The following is a 15,342-nucleotide window of genomic DNA, read 5'->3' as shown; positions in this document are numbered from 1 at the left end:
GCGGTGACGGATGGTCTTCAGGCGCGCTCGCGTACCCAGTCGGCGACCGAGGCCAGCGCGGCCTCAAGCTTGTCCGGGCTTTGGCCGCCGGCCATCGCCATGTCCGGGCGGCCACCGCCCTTGCCGTCCACCTGCGCGGCCACATGACCGACCAGATCGCCGGCCTTGAACTGGCCGGTCTCGGCCTTGGTGACGCCGGCCACCAGGCTGACCTTGCCCTCGCCGGTCGCGGTACCCAGGACCACCACCGCCTTGCCGAGTTTCTGCTTGAGTTGGTCGACCATGTCGCGCAGGGCCTTGGGCTCCACGCCCTCGACCTTCGCGGCCAGCACCTGCACGCCGCCGACCTCCTGCGCCTGCGAGGCCAGATCGCTGCCGGCCTGGCTGGCCAGCTTGCCCTTGAGCTGTTCGATCTGCTTTTCCAGTTCGCGCGAGCGCTCCTGCAGCTGAGCGACCTTATCGGCCGCCTCGCCACGCCCGGCGCGCAGGCGGTCGGCGATCGCATCCAGATACCCGAGCTGCTGGTCGACCCAGCGCAGCGCGACCTGGCCGGCGACCGCCTCGATGCGGCGGATACCGGCGGCCACCCCGCCCTCGGAGGTGATGCGGAACAACCCGATGTCCCCGGTGCGGTCCACATGCGTGCCGCCGCACAACTCCACGGAGGTGCCGATCTTCAGCACCCGGACCTGATCGCCGTACTTCTCGCCGAACAGCGCGACCGCGCCGGACTCCATCGCCGACTCGATGTCCATCACGCGGGTATCGGTGGCGTCGTTGGCCAGGATCTCCGAGTTCACCTGGGCCTCGATGGAGCGCAGCTGCTCGTCGGTCAGCGGCTCCATGTGGGTGAAGTCGAAGCGCAGCCGATCGGGGTCCACCAGCGAGCCCTTCTGCTGGACGTGGTCGCCCAGCTGGTCGCGCAAGGCCTTGTGCAGCAGGTGGGTCGCCGAGTGATGGCGGCGAATGTTCTCGCGACGCGGGCCTTCGACTGCGGCCTGCAGCGTCTGCTCGACCTCCAGCGTGCCGGCACGCACCTGGCCCACGTGGATATGTGCCGCGCCCTGCTTGCGGGTGTCGGCGACCTGGAAGCGCACGCCGGAGCCACTGAGCGTGCCGACATCGCCCACCTGGCCGCCGGACTCGCCGTAGAACGGCGTGCGGTCCAGTACCACCAGGCCTTCGGCGCCGACCTCGAGTCGTTCGACCGGCTCGCCGTTCTGGTACAGCGCGACCACGCGACCCTCGTCGTCGACGGTCTCGTAGCCGGAGAATGTGGTTTCGACGTCGACTTGCGGCAGGCCGCCGTCGTCCATGGAGAAGTGACTGGCCGCGCGGGCGCGGGCGCGCTGATCCGCCATCGCGGACTCGAAGCCCGCCATGTCCAGCTCCAGACCGCGCTCGCGGGCGATGTCACCGGTCAGATCCACCGGGAAGCCGTAGGTGTCATACAGCAGGAAGATGGTCTCGCCCGGGATCACCGTGCCCTTCAGGTCACGCAGATCGTCTTCCAGGATCTTCATGCCCTTGTCGAGCGTCTCCAGGAACTTGCGCTCTTCCTTCTCCAGCACCTGCTCGACCCGGGCCTGTGCCTCTGCCAGCTCCGGGAAGGCCTCGCCCATCGCGCGCACCAAATCGCCGACCATCTGGTAGAGGAAGGCGTCCTGCGCGCCCATCTTGAACCCGTGGCGTGCGGCGCGGCGGATGATGCGGCGCAACACGTAGCCGCGGCCCTCGTTCGACGGCAACACGCCGTCGGTGATCAGGAAGGCGATAGAACGGATGTGGTCGGCGATCACGCGCAGCGAGGCGGAGTCCTGCTCCTTTGCCCCGGTCACGCGCGCGGCGGCCGCGATCAGGTCCTGGAACAGGTCGATCTCGTAGTTGGAGTGCACGCCCTGCAGCACGGCGGCCAAGCGCTCGAGGCCCATGCCGGTATCGACGGACGGGCGCGGCAGCGGGTTCAGCGTGCCGTCCGCGTCGCGGTCGTACTGCATGAACACGAGATTCCAGATCTCGATATAGCGGTCGCCGTCCTCGTCCGGGGAACCGGGCGGGCCGCCCTCGACCTCCGGGCCGTGGTCATAGAAGACCTCGGTGCAGGGGCCACAGGGGCCGGTGTCGCCCATCTGCCAGAAGTTGTCGGAACCGCCGCCTGGCTTGTCGCCGATGCGCACGATGCGCTCGGCTGGAACCTGGATCTCGTTCGCCCAGACGTTGTAGGCGTCGTCGTCGGTCTCGTAGACCGTGACCCACAGCTTTTCCGGCGGCAGACCGATGGTCTCGGTCAAGAACTGCCAGGCGTAGTGGATGGCATCGCGCTTGAAGTAGTCGCCGAAGCTGAAGTTGCCCAGCATCTCGAAGAAGGTGTGATGCCGCGCGGTATAGCCGACGTTTTCCAAGTCGTTGTGCTTGCCGCCAGCGCGCACGCAGCGCTGGCTGGACACCGCGCGGTTGTACGAACGCTTCTCGCGGCCGAGGAACACATCCTTGAACTGCACCATCCCCGCGTTGGTGAACAGCAGCGTGGGATCGTTGCCCGGTACCAGCGGGCTGGAAGACACGATCGTATGACCATGCCCTTCAAAGAATTCGAGGAAACTCCGGCGAATGTCGGCGCTTTTCATGCGGTTCCGATTGAATATGGGGTCAAAACCGGAATCCTATCACGCAAGCCCCCAACCCGCGTATTGCCGCCCCCGCCTTCGGGCCATGTTGCCTATCATGGCGAGGCTACGAAGAGGGCGTGGCAATCGGCTGGGCCTGGCCAGAATCGGGATCAGGTGGTTCCGTAGAGCGATTGCTTCGCTGCGCTCGCAATGACGGGACAATGACGACGTCATTGCGAGGAGCAACGCGACGAAGCAATCGGCATCCACGGCCACCTGATCCAAGCGCCGAGTGACCCACCAACGACTGCCACGGTCCCTCCAACGCCTCGCAATGACGCACCATGATCGCGGTCATTGCGAGGAGCCCGGCGACGAAGCAATCGGCAAGCACCTCCCCAGCCGCGTTCAACCCACAATGTCGTCGAACAAATCCCGCCACCCGGGATTCACCTGCTCGATCAGCGCAACCTTCCTGCGCCGCGGACCCGCCTTCAACTGCTTTTCGCGTTCGATCGCGGATTCCATCTCCACGCATTGCTCGAACCAGACGAGCCGATGCAGACCGTAGCGGCTGGTGAACCCGGATACCTCTCCCGAACGATGCTGCCAGACCCGCTGCACAAGGTTACTGGTCACACCCACGTAGAGGGTCCCGTCACGACGGTTGCTCATCATGTAGACACAGGGTTGTTTCATCGCTCCCTCCGTGGGCGACTGCACATTGGTACTCAGCGGCCGAGAATCCTTTCGGCCATTCACCACCGGTGACACTCGCGTGTCCTCGATACCAGCACGTCATTGCGATGGCCTGAAGGGGCAGTGGCAACCGCTGGTGGATCACTCGGCGTCTGGGCCGGGTGGTTCTGGACACAGATTGCTTCGTCGCAGGGCTCCTCGCAATGACGGGGTCAGAAATACGTCATTGCGAGGCCCCGAAGGGGCCGTGGCAATCGGCTGGGTCGGCACAGACCCTGAAACTGGTGGTTGCGCCCAGAGATTGCTTCGTCGCGTTGCTCCTCGCAATGACGTTCCTCCAAACCCGTCATTGCGAGGAGCAACGCGACGAAGCAATCGGTCAGGAACCACCAGCGTCGTCTTTCCAGGCGGCGAGGGCCTGGTGGGCGACACCGCCGGGAAAACCGCGCCCGGCGAGGTGGCGCAGGTAGCGGGCCTCGTCCTCGCGGGTCTCGGGGGGGTGGCGGAAGTGGCGTTCGAGCTGGCCGCGGGCCTGGTCGGTCCAGTCGACCTCCAGGGCATCGATGGCGGCATTGACGGTGTCGCTGCCGATGCCGTTATGGGCGAGTTCGGCACGGATGCGCTGCTCGCCGTAGCCCTGCTCGGTGCGGTGGCGGGCGATGAAGTCCGCGTAGCGGGTGTCGCTCAGGTAATCGAGCTCGCGCGCACGCTCAAGCGCGGCATCCACCGCGTCGCGCTCGAACCCGCGCTCGGCCAGCTTGCGCGCGAGCTCCAGCGCGGAGTGCTCGCGCCGCACCAGCAGCCGGAGCCCGGCCTCCAGTGCGGCGTCCGGATCAGCCGGGTCAGCCCTGCTCCTCGACCGGGGCATCGGCCGGCTCGTCCTCCACCGCAGCCTTGTTTCGCTTCGGCAGCAGGCGTTCGCGCAGGGTTTTTTCGACTTCCTCGGCGATATGCGGGTTGTCCTTCAGGTACTGACGGGCGTTTTCCTTGCCCTGGCCGATGCGCTCGCCGTTGTAGCTGTACCAGGCGCCGGCCTTGTCGATCAGGCCTTCCTTCACACCCATCTCGATAATCTCGCCGACCCGCGAGATACCCTCGCCGTAGAGGATCTCGAAGTAGGCCTCGCGGAACGGGGGTGCCATCTTGTTCTTCACGACCTTCACGCGGGTCTCGTTGCCGATCACCTCGTCGCCCTTCTTGATCGCGCCGATGCGGCGGATATCCATGCGCACGGAGGAGTAGAACTTGAGCGCGTTGCCGCCGGTGGTGGTCTCGGGGCTGCCGAACATCACGCCGATCTTCATGCGGATCTGGTTGATGAAGATGACCAGGGTGTTCGACCGCTTGATGTTGGCGGTCAGCTTGCGCAGCGCCTGCGACATCAGGCGTGCCTGCAGGCCGACGTGGGAGTCGCCCATCTCGCCCTCGATCTCCGCCTTGGGCGTCAGCGCGGCCACGGAGTCGACGATCACCACATCCACCGCGCCGGAGCGCACCAGCATGTCGGCGATCTCCAGCGCCTGCTCGCCAGTATCCGGCTGCGAGACCAGCAGGTCGTCGACGTTCACGCCCAGCTTCTCGGCGTAGGTCGGGTCCAGCGCGTGCTCGGCGTCCACGAACGCGGCGGTGCCGCCCAGCTTCTGCGCCTCGGCCACCACCTGCAGGGTCAGGGTCGTCTTGCCCGAAGACTCCGGCCCGTAGATCTCGACTACGCGCCCGCGCGGCACGCCGCCAATGCCCAGCGCGATGTCCAGCGCCAGGGAGCCCGTGGACACGGCCGGCACATCCACCGCCTGCTGATCGCCCATGCGCATCACCGCGCCCTTGCCGAATTGGCGTTCGATCTGCCCCAGTGCGGCGGTCAGGGCCTTCTTGCGATTCTCGTCCACGGTATGCCTCCCGATACTTGCAGCGATGGTTTCCGATCCGTTGCGGGGCGGATACGGGGCCGCAGTATCCCACAGGGCGGGGAGCGACCCAACCCGGGTTCACGGCTCGAAGGGGATCACCGGGGCGCGATGCCCCGGGGAATGGTCGACGCGTCAGGCCGCCTCGTGCGCCAGCAACGCACTGAGCGCGTGCAGCATCGCCTGCAGGCGTACATCGTGGCGCTCGCCATCGAAATGTTGGGTCTCGACGCGCGCGTCCCGCCCGCGCTCCTGCCAGCCGAAGCAGACCGTACCCACCGGCTTGTCCGCGCTGCCGCCACCGGGCCCGGCGATGCCGGTCACCGACAGCGCCAGGTCGGCATCGCAGTGGGCAAGCCCGCCCTCGACCATCGCGCGCGCCACGGCCTCGCTGACCGCGCCATGCTGCTCGATCAGTTCGGCCGGCACCCCGACCATCCGCGTCTTGGCCGCGTTGGAGTACGCCACCCAGCCGCACTCGAACCAGCCCGAGCTGCCCGGGACATCGGTAATCGCCTGGGCAATCCCGCCGCCGGTACAGGACTCGATGGTGCACAGCTTGCGTTCGCTGGCGAGCAGCCGCTCGCCCAGGTCGTAGACCAGCGCCGAGAGCCCGGCCAGATCAGCCTCGCGCGGGCTTGCAATCAGAGTCGATTCCGCTTCCATGTCCGGATCATCCCTCGCTGTCAAAGGCTATGGCCACACGCCAGATCACCCGCTCTTCGCCCAGGGGCTCGCTGCGCACCACCTGGCCGGCCCGCTCCAGGGAGGGCAGTCGCCCGTCCGGGCTGTTGACCGCGATGCTCACACGCTCGCCCGCCTGCGGTGCATGCGGCCAGCGAAAGGCACAGCCGCTGGCCGAAAGGTCCTCCAGCCGCACCTCGTCCGCCGCACCAGTCGCCATCCAGGTCACTCGTGCGGGGGTGTCGACCTGCATGCGCCGGAAGCCCCGGCGGTCATCTTCTCCCAGCATGCGCATCCTCCATGACTCCACCCGAGTGTGGCACATCACGTCTCGTGATGGTGCACCTGCCACACGGGCCCGCGCATCCGTATACTGCACGGCAGGGAAACACTGATTAATGTACACGCTCGCGTTGGTACCCCAGGTTTTCCGAGACAAGGCGCGTCGTGCAGCGGGTAGTGGTTCTACCCGCAAGCGGCGCAACGCAGAATCGGGGAACCTGGGGTGCCAACCCCAAGGGGCTCGGCCGCTTTTGCGTGGGAACGGCGTTGCGGTTCCCTTGTGCAGAATGACTGCACGGCAGTCACCGCGCCTTGTTCGCACGCAAAAGCGACTCGAGCGCGAACGTGTACATTAATCAGTGTTTCCCCAAGCCCGGATCGACCGCAGCCGAACCGATGAGCACCGCCGAGCCCCTCTCCGCCCATACCCCGATGATGCAGCAGTACCTGGCCATCAAGGCCGAGTACCCGGATACGTTGCTGCTCTACCGCATGGGGGATTTCTACGAGCTGTTCTACGACGACGCCGAGCGCGCCGCGGGGCTGCTCGACATTACCCTGACCCGGCGCGGCGAATCAGCCGGGGCGCCGATCCCGATGGCCGGGATCCCCGTGCACACGCTGGAGAGCTACCTGGCCCGCCTGCTGAAGATGGGCGAGAGCGTGGCGATCTGCGAGCAGACCGGTGCGGTGGGCGCGCAAAAGGGCCCGGTCAAGCGCGAAGTCGTGCGCATCGTGACTCCGGGCACGGTTACCGAGGAGGCCCTGCTGGATGCCCGCCAGGTGAACCGCCTGGTCGCCGTCTGCCCGGCCGCCTCCGCCGCCGTAAAGGGCCGCAAGACCGGCTACGGCATCGCCAGCCTGGAGTTCGCCAGCGGCCAGTTCCGCGTACTGGAGGTCGGCGACGAAACCGAGCTGGCCGCCGAACTGGCGCGGCTCGACCCGGTGGAGCTGCTGATGCCGGATCAGGCGGGCGCGATCCCGGGCACCGAGTCCTTCGCCCCCCAGCGCCACGCCGACTGGCATTTCGACGCCGTGTCCGCCCATCGCCTGCTGATCACCCATTTCGGCACCCGCGACCTGTCCGGCTTTGGCTGCGAGGGGCTGGACCTGGGCATCGCTGCCGCCGGGGCCCTGCTCGCCTACGTGCAGAACCGCCATCGCGGCGATCTCGCCCACATCACCAGCCTGGCGCACGAGCAGCGCAGCCAGATGCTGGTGTTGGACCCGGCCACCCGCCGCAATCTGGAACTCACGCGCACCCTGACGGGCGAACGCCGCGGCTCCCTGCTCGCCCTGCTGGACACGACCCAGTCCGCGATGGGCGCCCGCCGCCTGATGCAGTGGCTGCACCAGCCACTGCGCGAGCGCGCGATCATCCGCGAGCGCCAGACCGCGATCACCGCCCTGCTGGAGCAGGAGGCCGTCACCCCGATCCGCGACGCCCTGGCCGGCAGCGCCGACAGCGAGCGCATCCTCTCGCGCATCGTGCTGGGCAGCGCGCGCCCGCGCGACCTGACCGCCCTGCTCGCCAGCCTGGAGCGCCTGCCGGCCCTGCACACCGCCCTGGCGCCGCTGGCCGATGCCGCCGAGCGCCTGTCCGCGCTGCATGCCGCGCTCGCGCCGGAGGATGAGCTGACCGCGCGGCTCGCCGCAGCCCTGGTGGAGGAACCACCGCTGCGGGTGACCGACGGTGGCATGATCCGCGCGGGCTACGACCCCGAGCTGGATCGCCTGCGCGCGCTGGAAAGCGACGGCGACACCTTCCTGCGCGAGATCGAGGCCCGCGAGCGCGAGGCCACCGGCATCCCCACGCTGAAGGTCGCCTACAACCGCGTGCACGGGTACTACATCGAGGTCTCGCGCAGCCGCTCGGCCGAGCTCCCCGGCCGCTTCATGCGCCGCCAGACGCTGAAGAACACCGAGCGCTACACCACCGAGGAACTCAAGCGCTTCGAGGACGAGATCCTCTCCGCCCGCGAGCAGGCCATGCTCCGCGAGCGCGCGCTGTTCGACGACCTGATCGCCGACCTGCAGGCGCGTGCCCCGCGCCTGCGCACCATTGCGGACGCCGTGGCCGAACTGGACGTGCTCGCCTGCCTGGCCGAGCGTGCGGCCCGCCTCGACTGGCACTGCCCGGAGCTGGTCGGCGAACCCGGCATCCAGATCGAGCAGGGCCGGCATCCGGTGGTCGAGTCCGGGCTCGACACCCCGTTCGTCGCCAACGACACCGAGCTGGACCCGGAAACGCGCCGCCTGCTCGTGATCACCGGCCCCAACATGGGCGGCAAGTCCACCTACATGCGCCAGACGGCGCTGATCGTGCTGCTCGCCTGCATGGGCAGCTTCGTGCCGGCCGCGCGTGCGCAGATCGGCCCCGTGGACCGCATCTTCACCCGCATCGGCGCCTCCGACGACCTGACCTCCGGACGCTCGACCTTCATGGTGGAGATGACCGAGGCCGCGAACATCCTGCACAACGCGGGCCCCGAGAGCCTGGTGCTGATGGACGAGATCGGCCGCGGCACCAGCACCTTCGACGGGCTGGCGCTTGCCCTGGCCTGCGCCGAGCGCCTGACGCGCCACAACCGCGCGCTGACCCTGTTCGCCACGCATTACTTCGAACTGACCGCGCTGGCCGAGCGCGAGCCGGCCGTGGCCAACGTGCACACGGACGCCATGGAGCACGAACACAGCATCGTGTTCCTGCACCAGGTCCGTGAGGGTCCGGCGAATCAGAGTTACGGGTTGCAGGTCGCGCAGCTGGCCGGCGTCCCGGCCGACGTACTCAAGCTCGCGCGGGAACACCTGCGCGAACTGGAGGATCGGGCGGCCGCGACGGACTCGCCGCAACTGGGGCTGTTCGCCGCCGCCCCGGACACCGCGACCGCGGCCCCCGAGTCGGTTGCCGAAGACTGGCCCTCGGAAGAACGAGCCCTGAAGGCCCTGTTCGACACCCTGGAGCCGGACGAGATGAGCCCGCGCGAGGCCCTGGACGCCCTCTACCGCATGAAGGATGCCCTGCGCGATCGGCAATAGGCGTCCTGGCGGTCAGTCTTCCGAATCGGCCGGAACGATGATTTGTTCCTCGGCCTCCGCCTCGGCGACATCCGGATCGCCGTCCTCCAGCACATCATGCGGAATGGCGGCGCTATCCCAGCCACCGCCCAGGGCGCGGAACAGTGTCGCGGTGGCCGCCAGGCGATCGCGCGAGGCCTCGGTCAGCGTCAGGCGCGCATCCAGCAGGGCCCGCCGCGCATCCAGCACCTCCAGATACCCCACGAACCCGCCCAGATAGCGGCGCTCCGCGAGATCCAGGACCTCGACCCGCGCCCCGACCTCGCGCTGGCGCACCTCCACCCGTTCGTGCGCTGCATTCAGCACGCTCCAGGTGTTGGCGACCTCCTCCAGGGCCTCCTGAATCGCCGCGCGGTATTCCAGCTCGGCGATATCGCGCTCGGCCTCCACGCCTTCAATGGTGGCGCGCCGACGGCCGAAATCGAGAATCGGCACCGTGGACTCCGCCAGGAACTCCCAGAAGAACGAATCACTGGAGGAAAACTGACTGACCCGGCTGACCTCCTGCCCAAACAGCGCGGCCAGGTTCAGGCTGGGCAGCCATTCCGCGCGGGCCACACCGATATCGGCATTGGCCGCAATCAAGCTGGCTTCCGCCGCGCGGATATCCGGCCGGCGGATCATCAGGTCCGACGGCACCGAGTGCGGAAGCCCGGAGATCGTATCCGGCAGATCCTCCAGACCCTCGTCACCGAGCCCTTCCAGGCCCTCGACCACGGCCTCGGTATCCCCCACCAGGACTGCCAGCGCCCGGCGCTGCTGGGCGGCATCGGCGCGCAGGTCGGGCAGGCCCGCGCGGCTGGTCTCCAGCTCGGCCTGAGCCTGGCGCACGGTCAGATCCGTCGTGGCACCGCTCTCGAGGCGCGAGCGCTCCAGCTCCAGGGCCTCGATCTGGGACAGGATCGTCGCCTCGGTGGTCTCGATCTGCTCCTGCGTGGCGCGATAATCGAAATAGGTGCTGACCACATCGCTCACGACCGCCAAACGGGTGGCATCACGGGTAAACGCGGTGTTCAGCAGCTGCGCGCGGGCCGCTTCTTCCGAACGCGACAGCCGGCCCCAGAGATCGACCTCGTAGCTTAGCAGGGCCCCAATCGTCATCTCGGTCTCCGGGTCGGCATCCCCCGCGGGGTAGTCGCGCTCGACCGACGCCATGCCTTCCAGTTGGGGAAACTGCTCGGCACGGCTCAGGCCCAGCACCGCGCGTGCCTGTACCACCCGCGCCGCGGCGATCTCGGCATCCACGTTGTTCTCCAGCGCCTCGCGCACCAGACGATCCAGCAGCGGGTCCTCGAACATCTCCCACCAGAACTCGGCATCGGCGTAGTCGGCATCCATCTGGTCACCGATCTCCTCCGGCCACTCGTCCGGGAGCGTGACCTCCGGGCGCTCGTAATCCGGCCCGACTGCACAGCCCGCTAGCAGCGCGGCCGCAGAAACCCCCAACAACGTCCTACGCATGCGTTCCGGCCTCCTTCGAGTCGTCCGTGTCGCGCGGGCGCTTGTGCAGGCGCTCCAGGCCACTGGAAATGACGAAATAGAACAGGGGTACGAACAGCAGCGCGAGGAAGGTCGCGCTCAGCATGCCGCCGATGATGCCGATACCGATCGCGTGCTGGCTGTTCGCCCCCGCCCCGGAGGCCAGCGCCAGCGGCACCGCGCCAAGGATGAACGACATCGCCGTCATCATGATCGGCCGGAAACGCAGCCGGGCCGCCTCCACCGAGGCATCGAACAGGCTCAGTCCCTCTTCGCGCTTGTTCTGCGCAAACTCGACGATCAGGATCGCGTTCTTGGCCGCCAGCGAGATCAGCACCAGCAGGCCGATCTGGAAGTAGATCCCGTTCTCCTGCCCGGTCAGCCAGATCGCCACCAGGGCCCCGAAGACCGCAAAGGGCACGGCCATCAAGACCGCCAGCGGCAGGCTCCACCGCTCGTACTGTGCGGCCAGGATCAACACCACGAAGACCACGCCCAGCACGAAGGCCAGCACCGAGGTCCCGGCCGCCTGCTGCTCCAGATATTCCGCGCCAGTCCAGCTCAGCAGGTAGTCGTCCGACAGGGTCTCGTCGACCACCTCCTCCAGCGCCTGTATCGCATCGCCCGAGCTGTAGCCGGGTCCCGGATCGCCCATGATCCGCGCGGCCGGGAACACGTTGAAGCGCTCCACCTCGTCCGGCCCCTGTACCCGCTCGACCGACACCAGGCTGGACAGCGGCACCAGGTCGCCGGCATCCGAGCGCACAAAGATGCGGTCCAGGTCATCCGGGCTCCGGCGATAATCGGCCTCGGCCTGCATCTGCACCTGCATCACCCGGCCGAACAGCGAGAAGTCGTTGATGTAGACCGCACCAAAGGTGCTCTGCATCGCATCGAACACGTCTCCGAGTGGCACTCCGGCCGCAAAGGCGCGTTCGCGATCCACATCGGCGTCGTAACGCGGCACCTCGACATTAAGCGAGGTACGCACATCCGCCAGCTCCGGGCGCTCCGCGGCTGCCTCAATGATCTCTTCGGCCCGCGCCCGCATGGTCTCCGAGTCATCCCCGACCCGGCTTTGCAGGTAGGCCTCGAATCCGCCGGTAGTGGAGATCCCGGAAATCGGCGGCGGATTGAACGCGCGGATCGTCGCCTCCGGCTGGCGCTCGCCATCGGCGACCAGACGGTCGATCACCGCATCGCTGCTCTGATCATCGCCGCGACGCTCGGACCAGTCATTGAGCGTCACATAGGCCGCACCGGCATAGGTCTTCATGCCGTCCGACAGCAGGTCCATCCCGGAGAAGGCCACGACATCCGCGGTGTCGTCGTACTCCAGTGCCTCCTCGCCCAGGCGATCCATCACGCCACGGGTACGCTGCAGCGAGGCCGCAGCGGGCAGTTCGGCGGCCGCGAACACATAGCCCTGGTCCTCCTGCGGCACCAGCCCGCCCGGCACGATCCGGAACAGCACCACGATCGCCACCAGCAGCAGCGCGAACAGCCCCATGCCCACAAAATTGCGTCTCAGCAGGAAGCGCACCCCCACCATGTAGGCGGCGGTGAAGCGGTCGAACGCGCTGTTGAACCAGCGAAACGGAAGGGCCGGGCGGCGTGGCTTGTCGGACAACAGCCGCGCGCACATCGCCGGGCTCAAAGTCAGCGCGACGATCCCCGAGATCCCCACCGATACCGCGATGGTGATCGCGAACTGCTGGTACATCTGCCCGCTGAATCCGCCGATAAAGGCCACCGGCACGAACACCGCGATGGTGACCAGCGTCATCGCGATAATCGGCGTGGCCACCTCGTCCACGGTCTGATAGGCCGCATCGACCGCCTTCATCCCCTGCTCGCGCATCAGCCGCTCGGTGTTCTCGAGCACAATGATCGCGTTATCCACCACGATCCCGATCGCCAGCACCAGCCCGAACAGCGTGAGCATGTTCGCGGAGAAGCCGAGCACGTACATTCCAGCCAGCGTCCCGATCAGCGACACCGGTACCGCGATAATCGGGACGGCCGTGGCCCGGAACGTCTGCAGGAACAGATACACCACCGCGACCACCAGGATCAGCGCCTGCACCAGGGTCAGCAGTACGCGCTGCACCGACTGGTCGATGAATATCGTGGTATCGAACGGGATCGAGTACTCCAGCGAATCCGGGAAACGCGGCTCCAGCTCTTCCAGGATCTCGCGCACCCCGCGCGCCGTCTCCAGCGCGTTGGCCCCGGGCTCCAGGTAGATCCCCACCGGCACCGTGGACTGGCCGTTGTGCTTGGCCTCGAAGTTGTAGAAGTGCGCGCCCAGCTCCACGCGCGCCACATCCCCTAGCCGCAACGCGGAGCCGTCCGGTGCACTGCGCAGGATCACCTGCTCGAACTCCTCCTCCTCGGAGAACCGTTCGGGGGTCGTCACCGCGTAGGTAAAGTCGATCGCGTTGTCCATCGGCTCGGCCCCGAACTGGCCGGCCGCGTACTGCTCGTTCTGCTCCTGGATCGCGGAACGGATGTCACTGGCGGTCAGGTCGTACTCCGCCATCTGGTCCGGCTGCAGCCAGATCCGCATCGAATAGATCTGTGCGCCAAAGAAGGTCTGGTCGCCAACCCCCGGCGCGCGCCGCAGCTCGGCATAGACATTGCGCCAGACGTAGTCACTGATAAAGCGGTTGTCGAGGCTGCCGTCCGACGAGGTGAACGTGATCATCTGCAGCATCGACGGGGCACGTTTCTCCACCGCGATCCCGGCGCCGGTCACCGTCTCCGGCAGGCGCCCCATCGCGCCCTCGACTTCGTTACTGACGTTGATCGCGGCGATGTCGGGGTCGGTCCCCACCTCGAAGGTGACGATCAGCTCCATGTCGCCATCATCGGTGGACTTCGAGCGCATGTACGCCATGTTGTCCACGCCATCGACCGTCGCCTCGATCGGGGCGGCCACCGTCTCCGCCACCGCCTCGGCGCTCGCGCCCGGATAACTGGCGGTCACGATCACCTTCGGCGGCAGGATGTCCGGATACTGATCCACCGGCAGCAGCAGGGCCGAAGACAGCCCGGCCAGCACGAACAGGATCGAGATGACCGAGGCCAGTACCGGCCGGCCGATGAAGAAGCGCAGCATTAGTCGGACGCCTCGTCGGCGTCGGAATCATCCAGACCCGGCTCGGCGCCATTGCCCAGCCCATCCAGGATGTCCTCGACCGCATCGGCCTCGGTCTCCGGATCCATCACCTCATCCAGCAGATCCGGCGCCACCTCCGGCAGCACGCCCGGCGACACGGGTTCTTCCGTCTCGCGCGGGGCGTCCCGGGGATCGATCCGTTCGCCCTCCTCGACGCCCTCAACGCCCCGGACCACAATCCGGTCACCATCGCTCAGCCCGGCGGTGACCAGAAAGTCCTCGTCGAGGTCCATGCCAACCTGGATCGGCCGCACATGCGGGATGTCATCGGCGTCGACGACATACACCGCGGCCCCGTCAGAGCCCTCGATGACCGCGGCATGCGGCACGCGCATGCCATGCCCCGCCATCAGCCCGCTCAGGGTCACGCGCACGAACTGCCCCGGCAGCAACTGGACCTCGCGGTTGGGGAACAGCGCGCGTACCTCGACCATGCCCGTGGCCTCGTCCACCGCGGCCTCGGTCACGTCGATCTGCCCCTGATGCGGGTACAACGAGCCATCCGGCAGGGTCAGCACTACGGTCAGGCCAACGCCGGAACGGATCTGCGGCCCATAGGCCGTCAGATGGCCCTCGGGGATCGCGAAGTCGGTACGGATGGGGTCGAGTTGGGTCACGGTGGTCAGCAGGTCACCCGCCTGCAACAGGCTGCCTTCCGGGCGCTCCTCCAGCCCCGCAACCCCTTCCAGCGGCGCCGTCACGGAGGTGTAGTCCAGATCCAGCTGGGCCTCCGCCAGCGCCGCCTCGGCCTCAGCGACCGCGGCGTCACCCAGCTCCAGTTGCGAGCGGGCCTCATCGCGCTCACGGCCACTGGCGGCGTTGTCCTCGTACAGGTCCAGCACGCGCTCCCACTCGCGCTCGGCCTGGCGCTTCTCGGCCTCGGCGCGTTCAAGGCTGGCCTGCGCGCTGCGCACCTGGACGGCATAGGGCGAGGGGTCGATGCGGAACAGCTCGGTACCGCGCTCCACCATCTCGCCCTCTTCGTAGCGCCGGCTCTCCAGCACGCCCGCGACCCGCGCGCGCACCTCCACCTCGCGCGGGCTGCGGGTGCGCGCCGTATAGGTTCGGGAGATCGAGACCAGTTCGCTCTCCATCTCCCGTACCGGCACCTCGACCGCCTCGGGTTCAGCATCGTCTTCGTCGTCGGATTCCGCCGCGCAACCGGGCAGGACAAGGGCCAGCAAAAGGGCCAGTAGAGGAATGCTCAGGGCCGAAAGGGGGGCGGCCAGTCGCAGGTGGTGCATGAATGCTTCTCCCGCTGATCCGGGCGCGCCCGGAGTCCACCCCCGTCAGGGGCGCAAAACTGTGATTTCCGTCACGCCAAAAAGTCGCAGTCGTCGAAAATATGGGCCGGCATACGATCGTTACCCGGCCGAAACGGCGCCATGACGGTGCTTGGAACCACGGTAGCGTGCCCCGATGT

General features: G+C 67.5%; 10 protein-coding genes. 1 reads left to right on the top strand and 9 read right to left on the bottom strand.

The genetic code is table 11. The annotated features are described in order from the left end of the window. Positions 1–17: 17 nt before the first annotated feature. The 6 genes from alaS to G015_RS0108930 all read right to left on the bottom strand — a co-directional run bounded on the left by alaS (position 18) and on the right by G015_RS0108930 (position 6,188). Entirely contained in the window at positions 18–2,627 is a 2,610-nt protein-coding gene (alaS, locus tag G015_RS0108955) for an alanine--tRNA ligase (RefSeq protein ID WP_018995168.1), read from the bottom strand. A 390-nt stretch (positions 2,628–3,017) separates the two neighbouring features. After that, positions 3,018–3,308 (bottom strand): GIY-YIG nuclease family protein, encoded by a 291-nt coding sequence (locus tag G015_RS0108950; protein WP_018138519.1) that lies wholly within the window; start codon positions 3,306–3,308, stop codon positions 3,018–3,020. Positions 3,309–3,687: 379 nt separating this feature from the next. After that, complete coding sequence (locus G015_RS0108945; RefSeq protein ID WP_018862893.1) at positions 3,688–4,176, bottom strand: regulatory protein RecX; 489 nt, start codon at positions 4,174–4,176, stop codon at positions 3,688–3,690. Continuing rightward, on the bottom strand, positions 4,151–5,197 hold the full coding sequence (gene recA / locus G015_RS0108940) for a recombinase RecA (RefSeq protein ID WP_020146520.1): 1,047 nt from the start codon (positions 5,195–5,197) through the stop codon (positions 4,151–4,153). The genes G015_RS0108945 and recA overlap by 26 nt, the downstream gene beginning before the upstream one ends. Before the next feature lie 153 nt (positions 5,198–5,350). Continuing rightward, positions 5,351–5,881, bottom strand: coding sequence for a CinA family protein (locus G015_RS0108935; RefSeq protein ID WP_018648953.1), 531 nt, complete (start codon positions 5,879–5,881; stop codon positions 5,351–5,353). A 7-nt stretch (positions 5,882–5,888) separates the two neighbouring features. Then, the gene (locus G015_RS0108930; RefSeq protein WP_018138515.1) at positions 5,889–6,188 is read right to left on the bottom strand and encodes a PilZ domain-containing protein; all 300 of its coding nucleotides are present in this window, start codon (positions 6,186–6,188) and stop codon (positions 5,889–5,891) included. 389 nt (positions 6,189–6,577) lie between these two features. Between G015_RS0108930 and mutS the strand changes: the two genes are divergently transcribed. Further along, positions 6,578–9,220 carry a DNA mismatch repair protein MutS gene (mutS, locus tag G015_RS0108925; RefSeq protein ID WP_018648954.1) on the top strand — a complete coding sequence of 881 codons (2,643 nt, stop codon included), beginning with the start codon at positions 6,578–6,580 and terminating at the stop codon, positions 9,218–9,220. Between the two features lie 12 nt (positions 9,221–9,232). Here the strand turns inward: mutS and G015_RS0108920 are convergent, their stop codons facing one another. Genes G015_RS0108920 through G015_RS0108910 form a run of 3 tightly spaced genes read right to left on the bottom strand, consistent with a single transcriptional unit; the run spans position 9,233 to position 15,163 of the window. Further along, positions 9,233–10,705 (bottom strand): efflux transporter outer membrane subunit, encoded by a 1,473-nt coding sequence (locus G015_RS0108920; RefSeq protein ID WP_018138513.1) that lies wholly within the window; start codon positions 10,703–10,705, stop codon positions 9,233–9,235. A gap of 7 nt (positions 10,706–10,712) precedes the next feature. Continuing rightward, positions 10,713–13,859 (bottom strand): efflux RND transporter permease subunit, encoded by a 3,147-nt coding sequence (locus G015_RS0108915; protein ID WP_020146519.1) that lies wholly within the window; start codon positions 13,857–13,859, stop codon positions 10,713–10,715. Then, positions 13,859–15,163, bottom strand: coding sequence for an efflux RND transporter periplasmic adaptor subunit (locus G015_RS0108910; protein WP_020146518.1), 1,305 nt, complete (start codon positions 15,161–15,163; stop codon positions 13,859–13,861). The genes G015_RS0108915 and G015_RS0108910 overlap by 1 nt, the downstream gene beginning before the upstream one ends. Positions 15,164–15,342 lie beyond the last annotated feature (179 nt).

This window comes from Thioalkalivibrio sp. ALJ15 (assembly GCF_000383695.1).
Taxonomy (GTDB): Bacteria; Pseudomonadota; Gammaproteobacteria; order Ectothiorhodospirales; family Ectothiorhodospiraceae; genus Thioalkalivibrio.
This window is presented reverse-complemented; position numbering and strand designations above follow the sequence as displayed.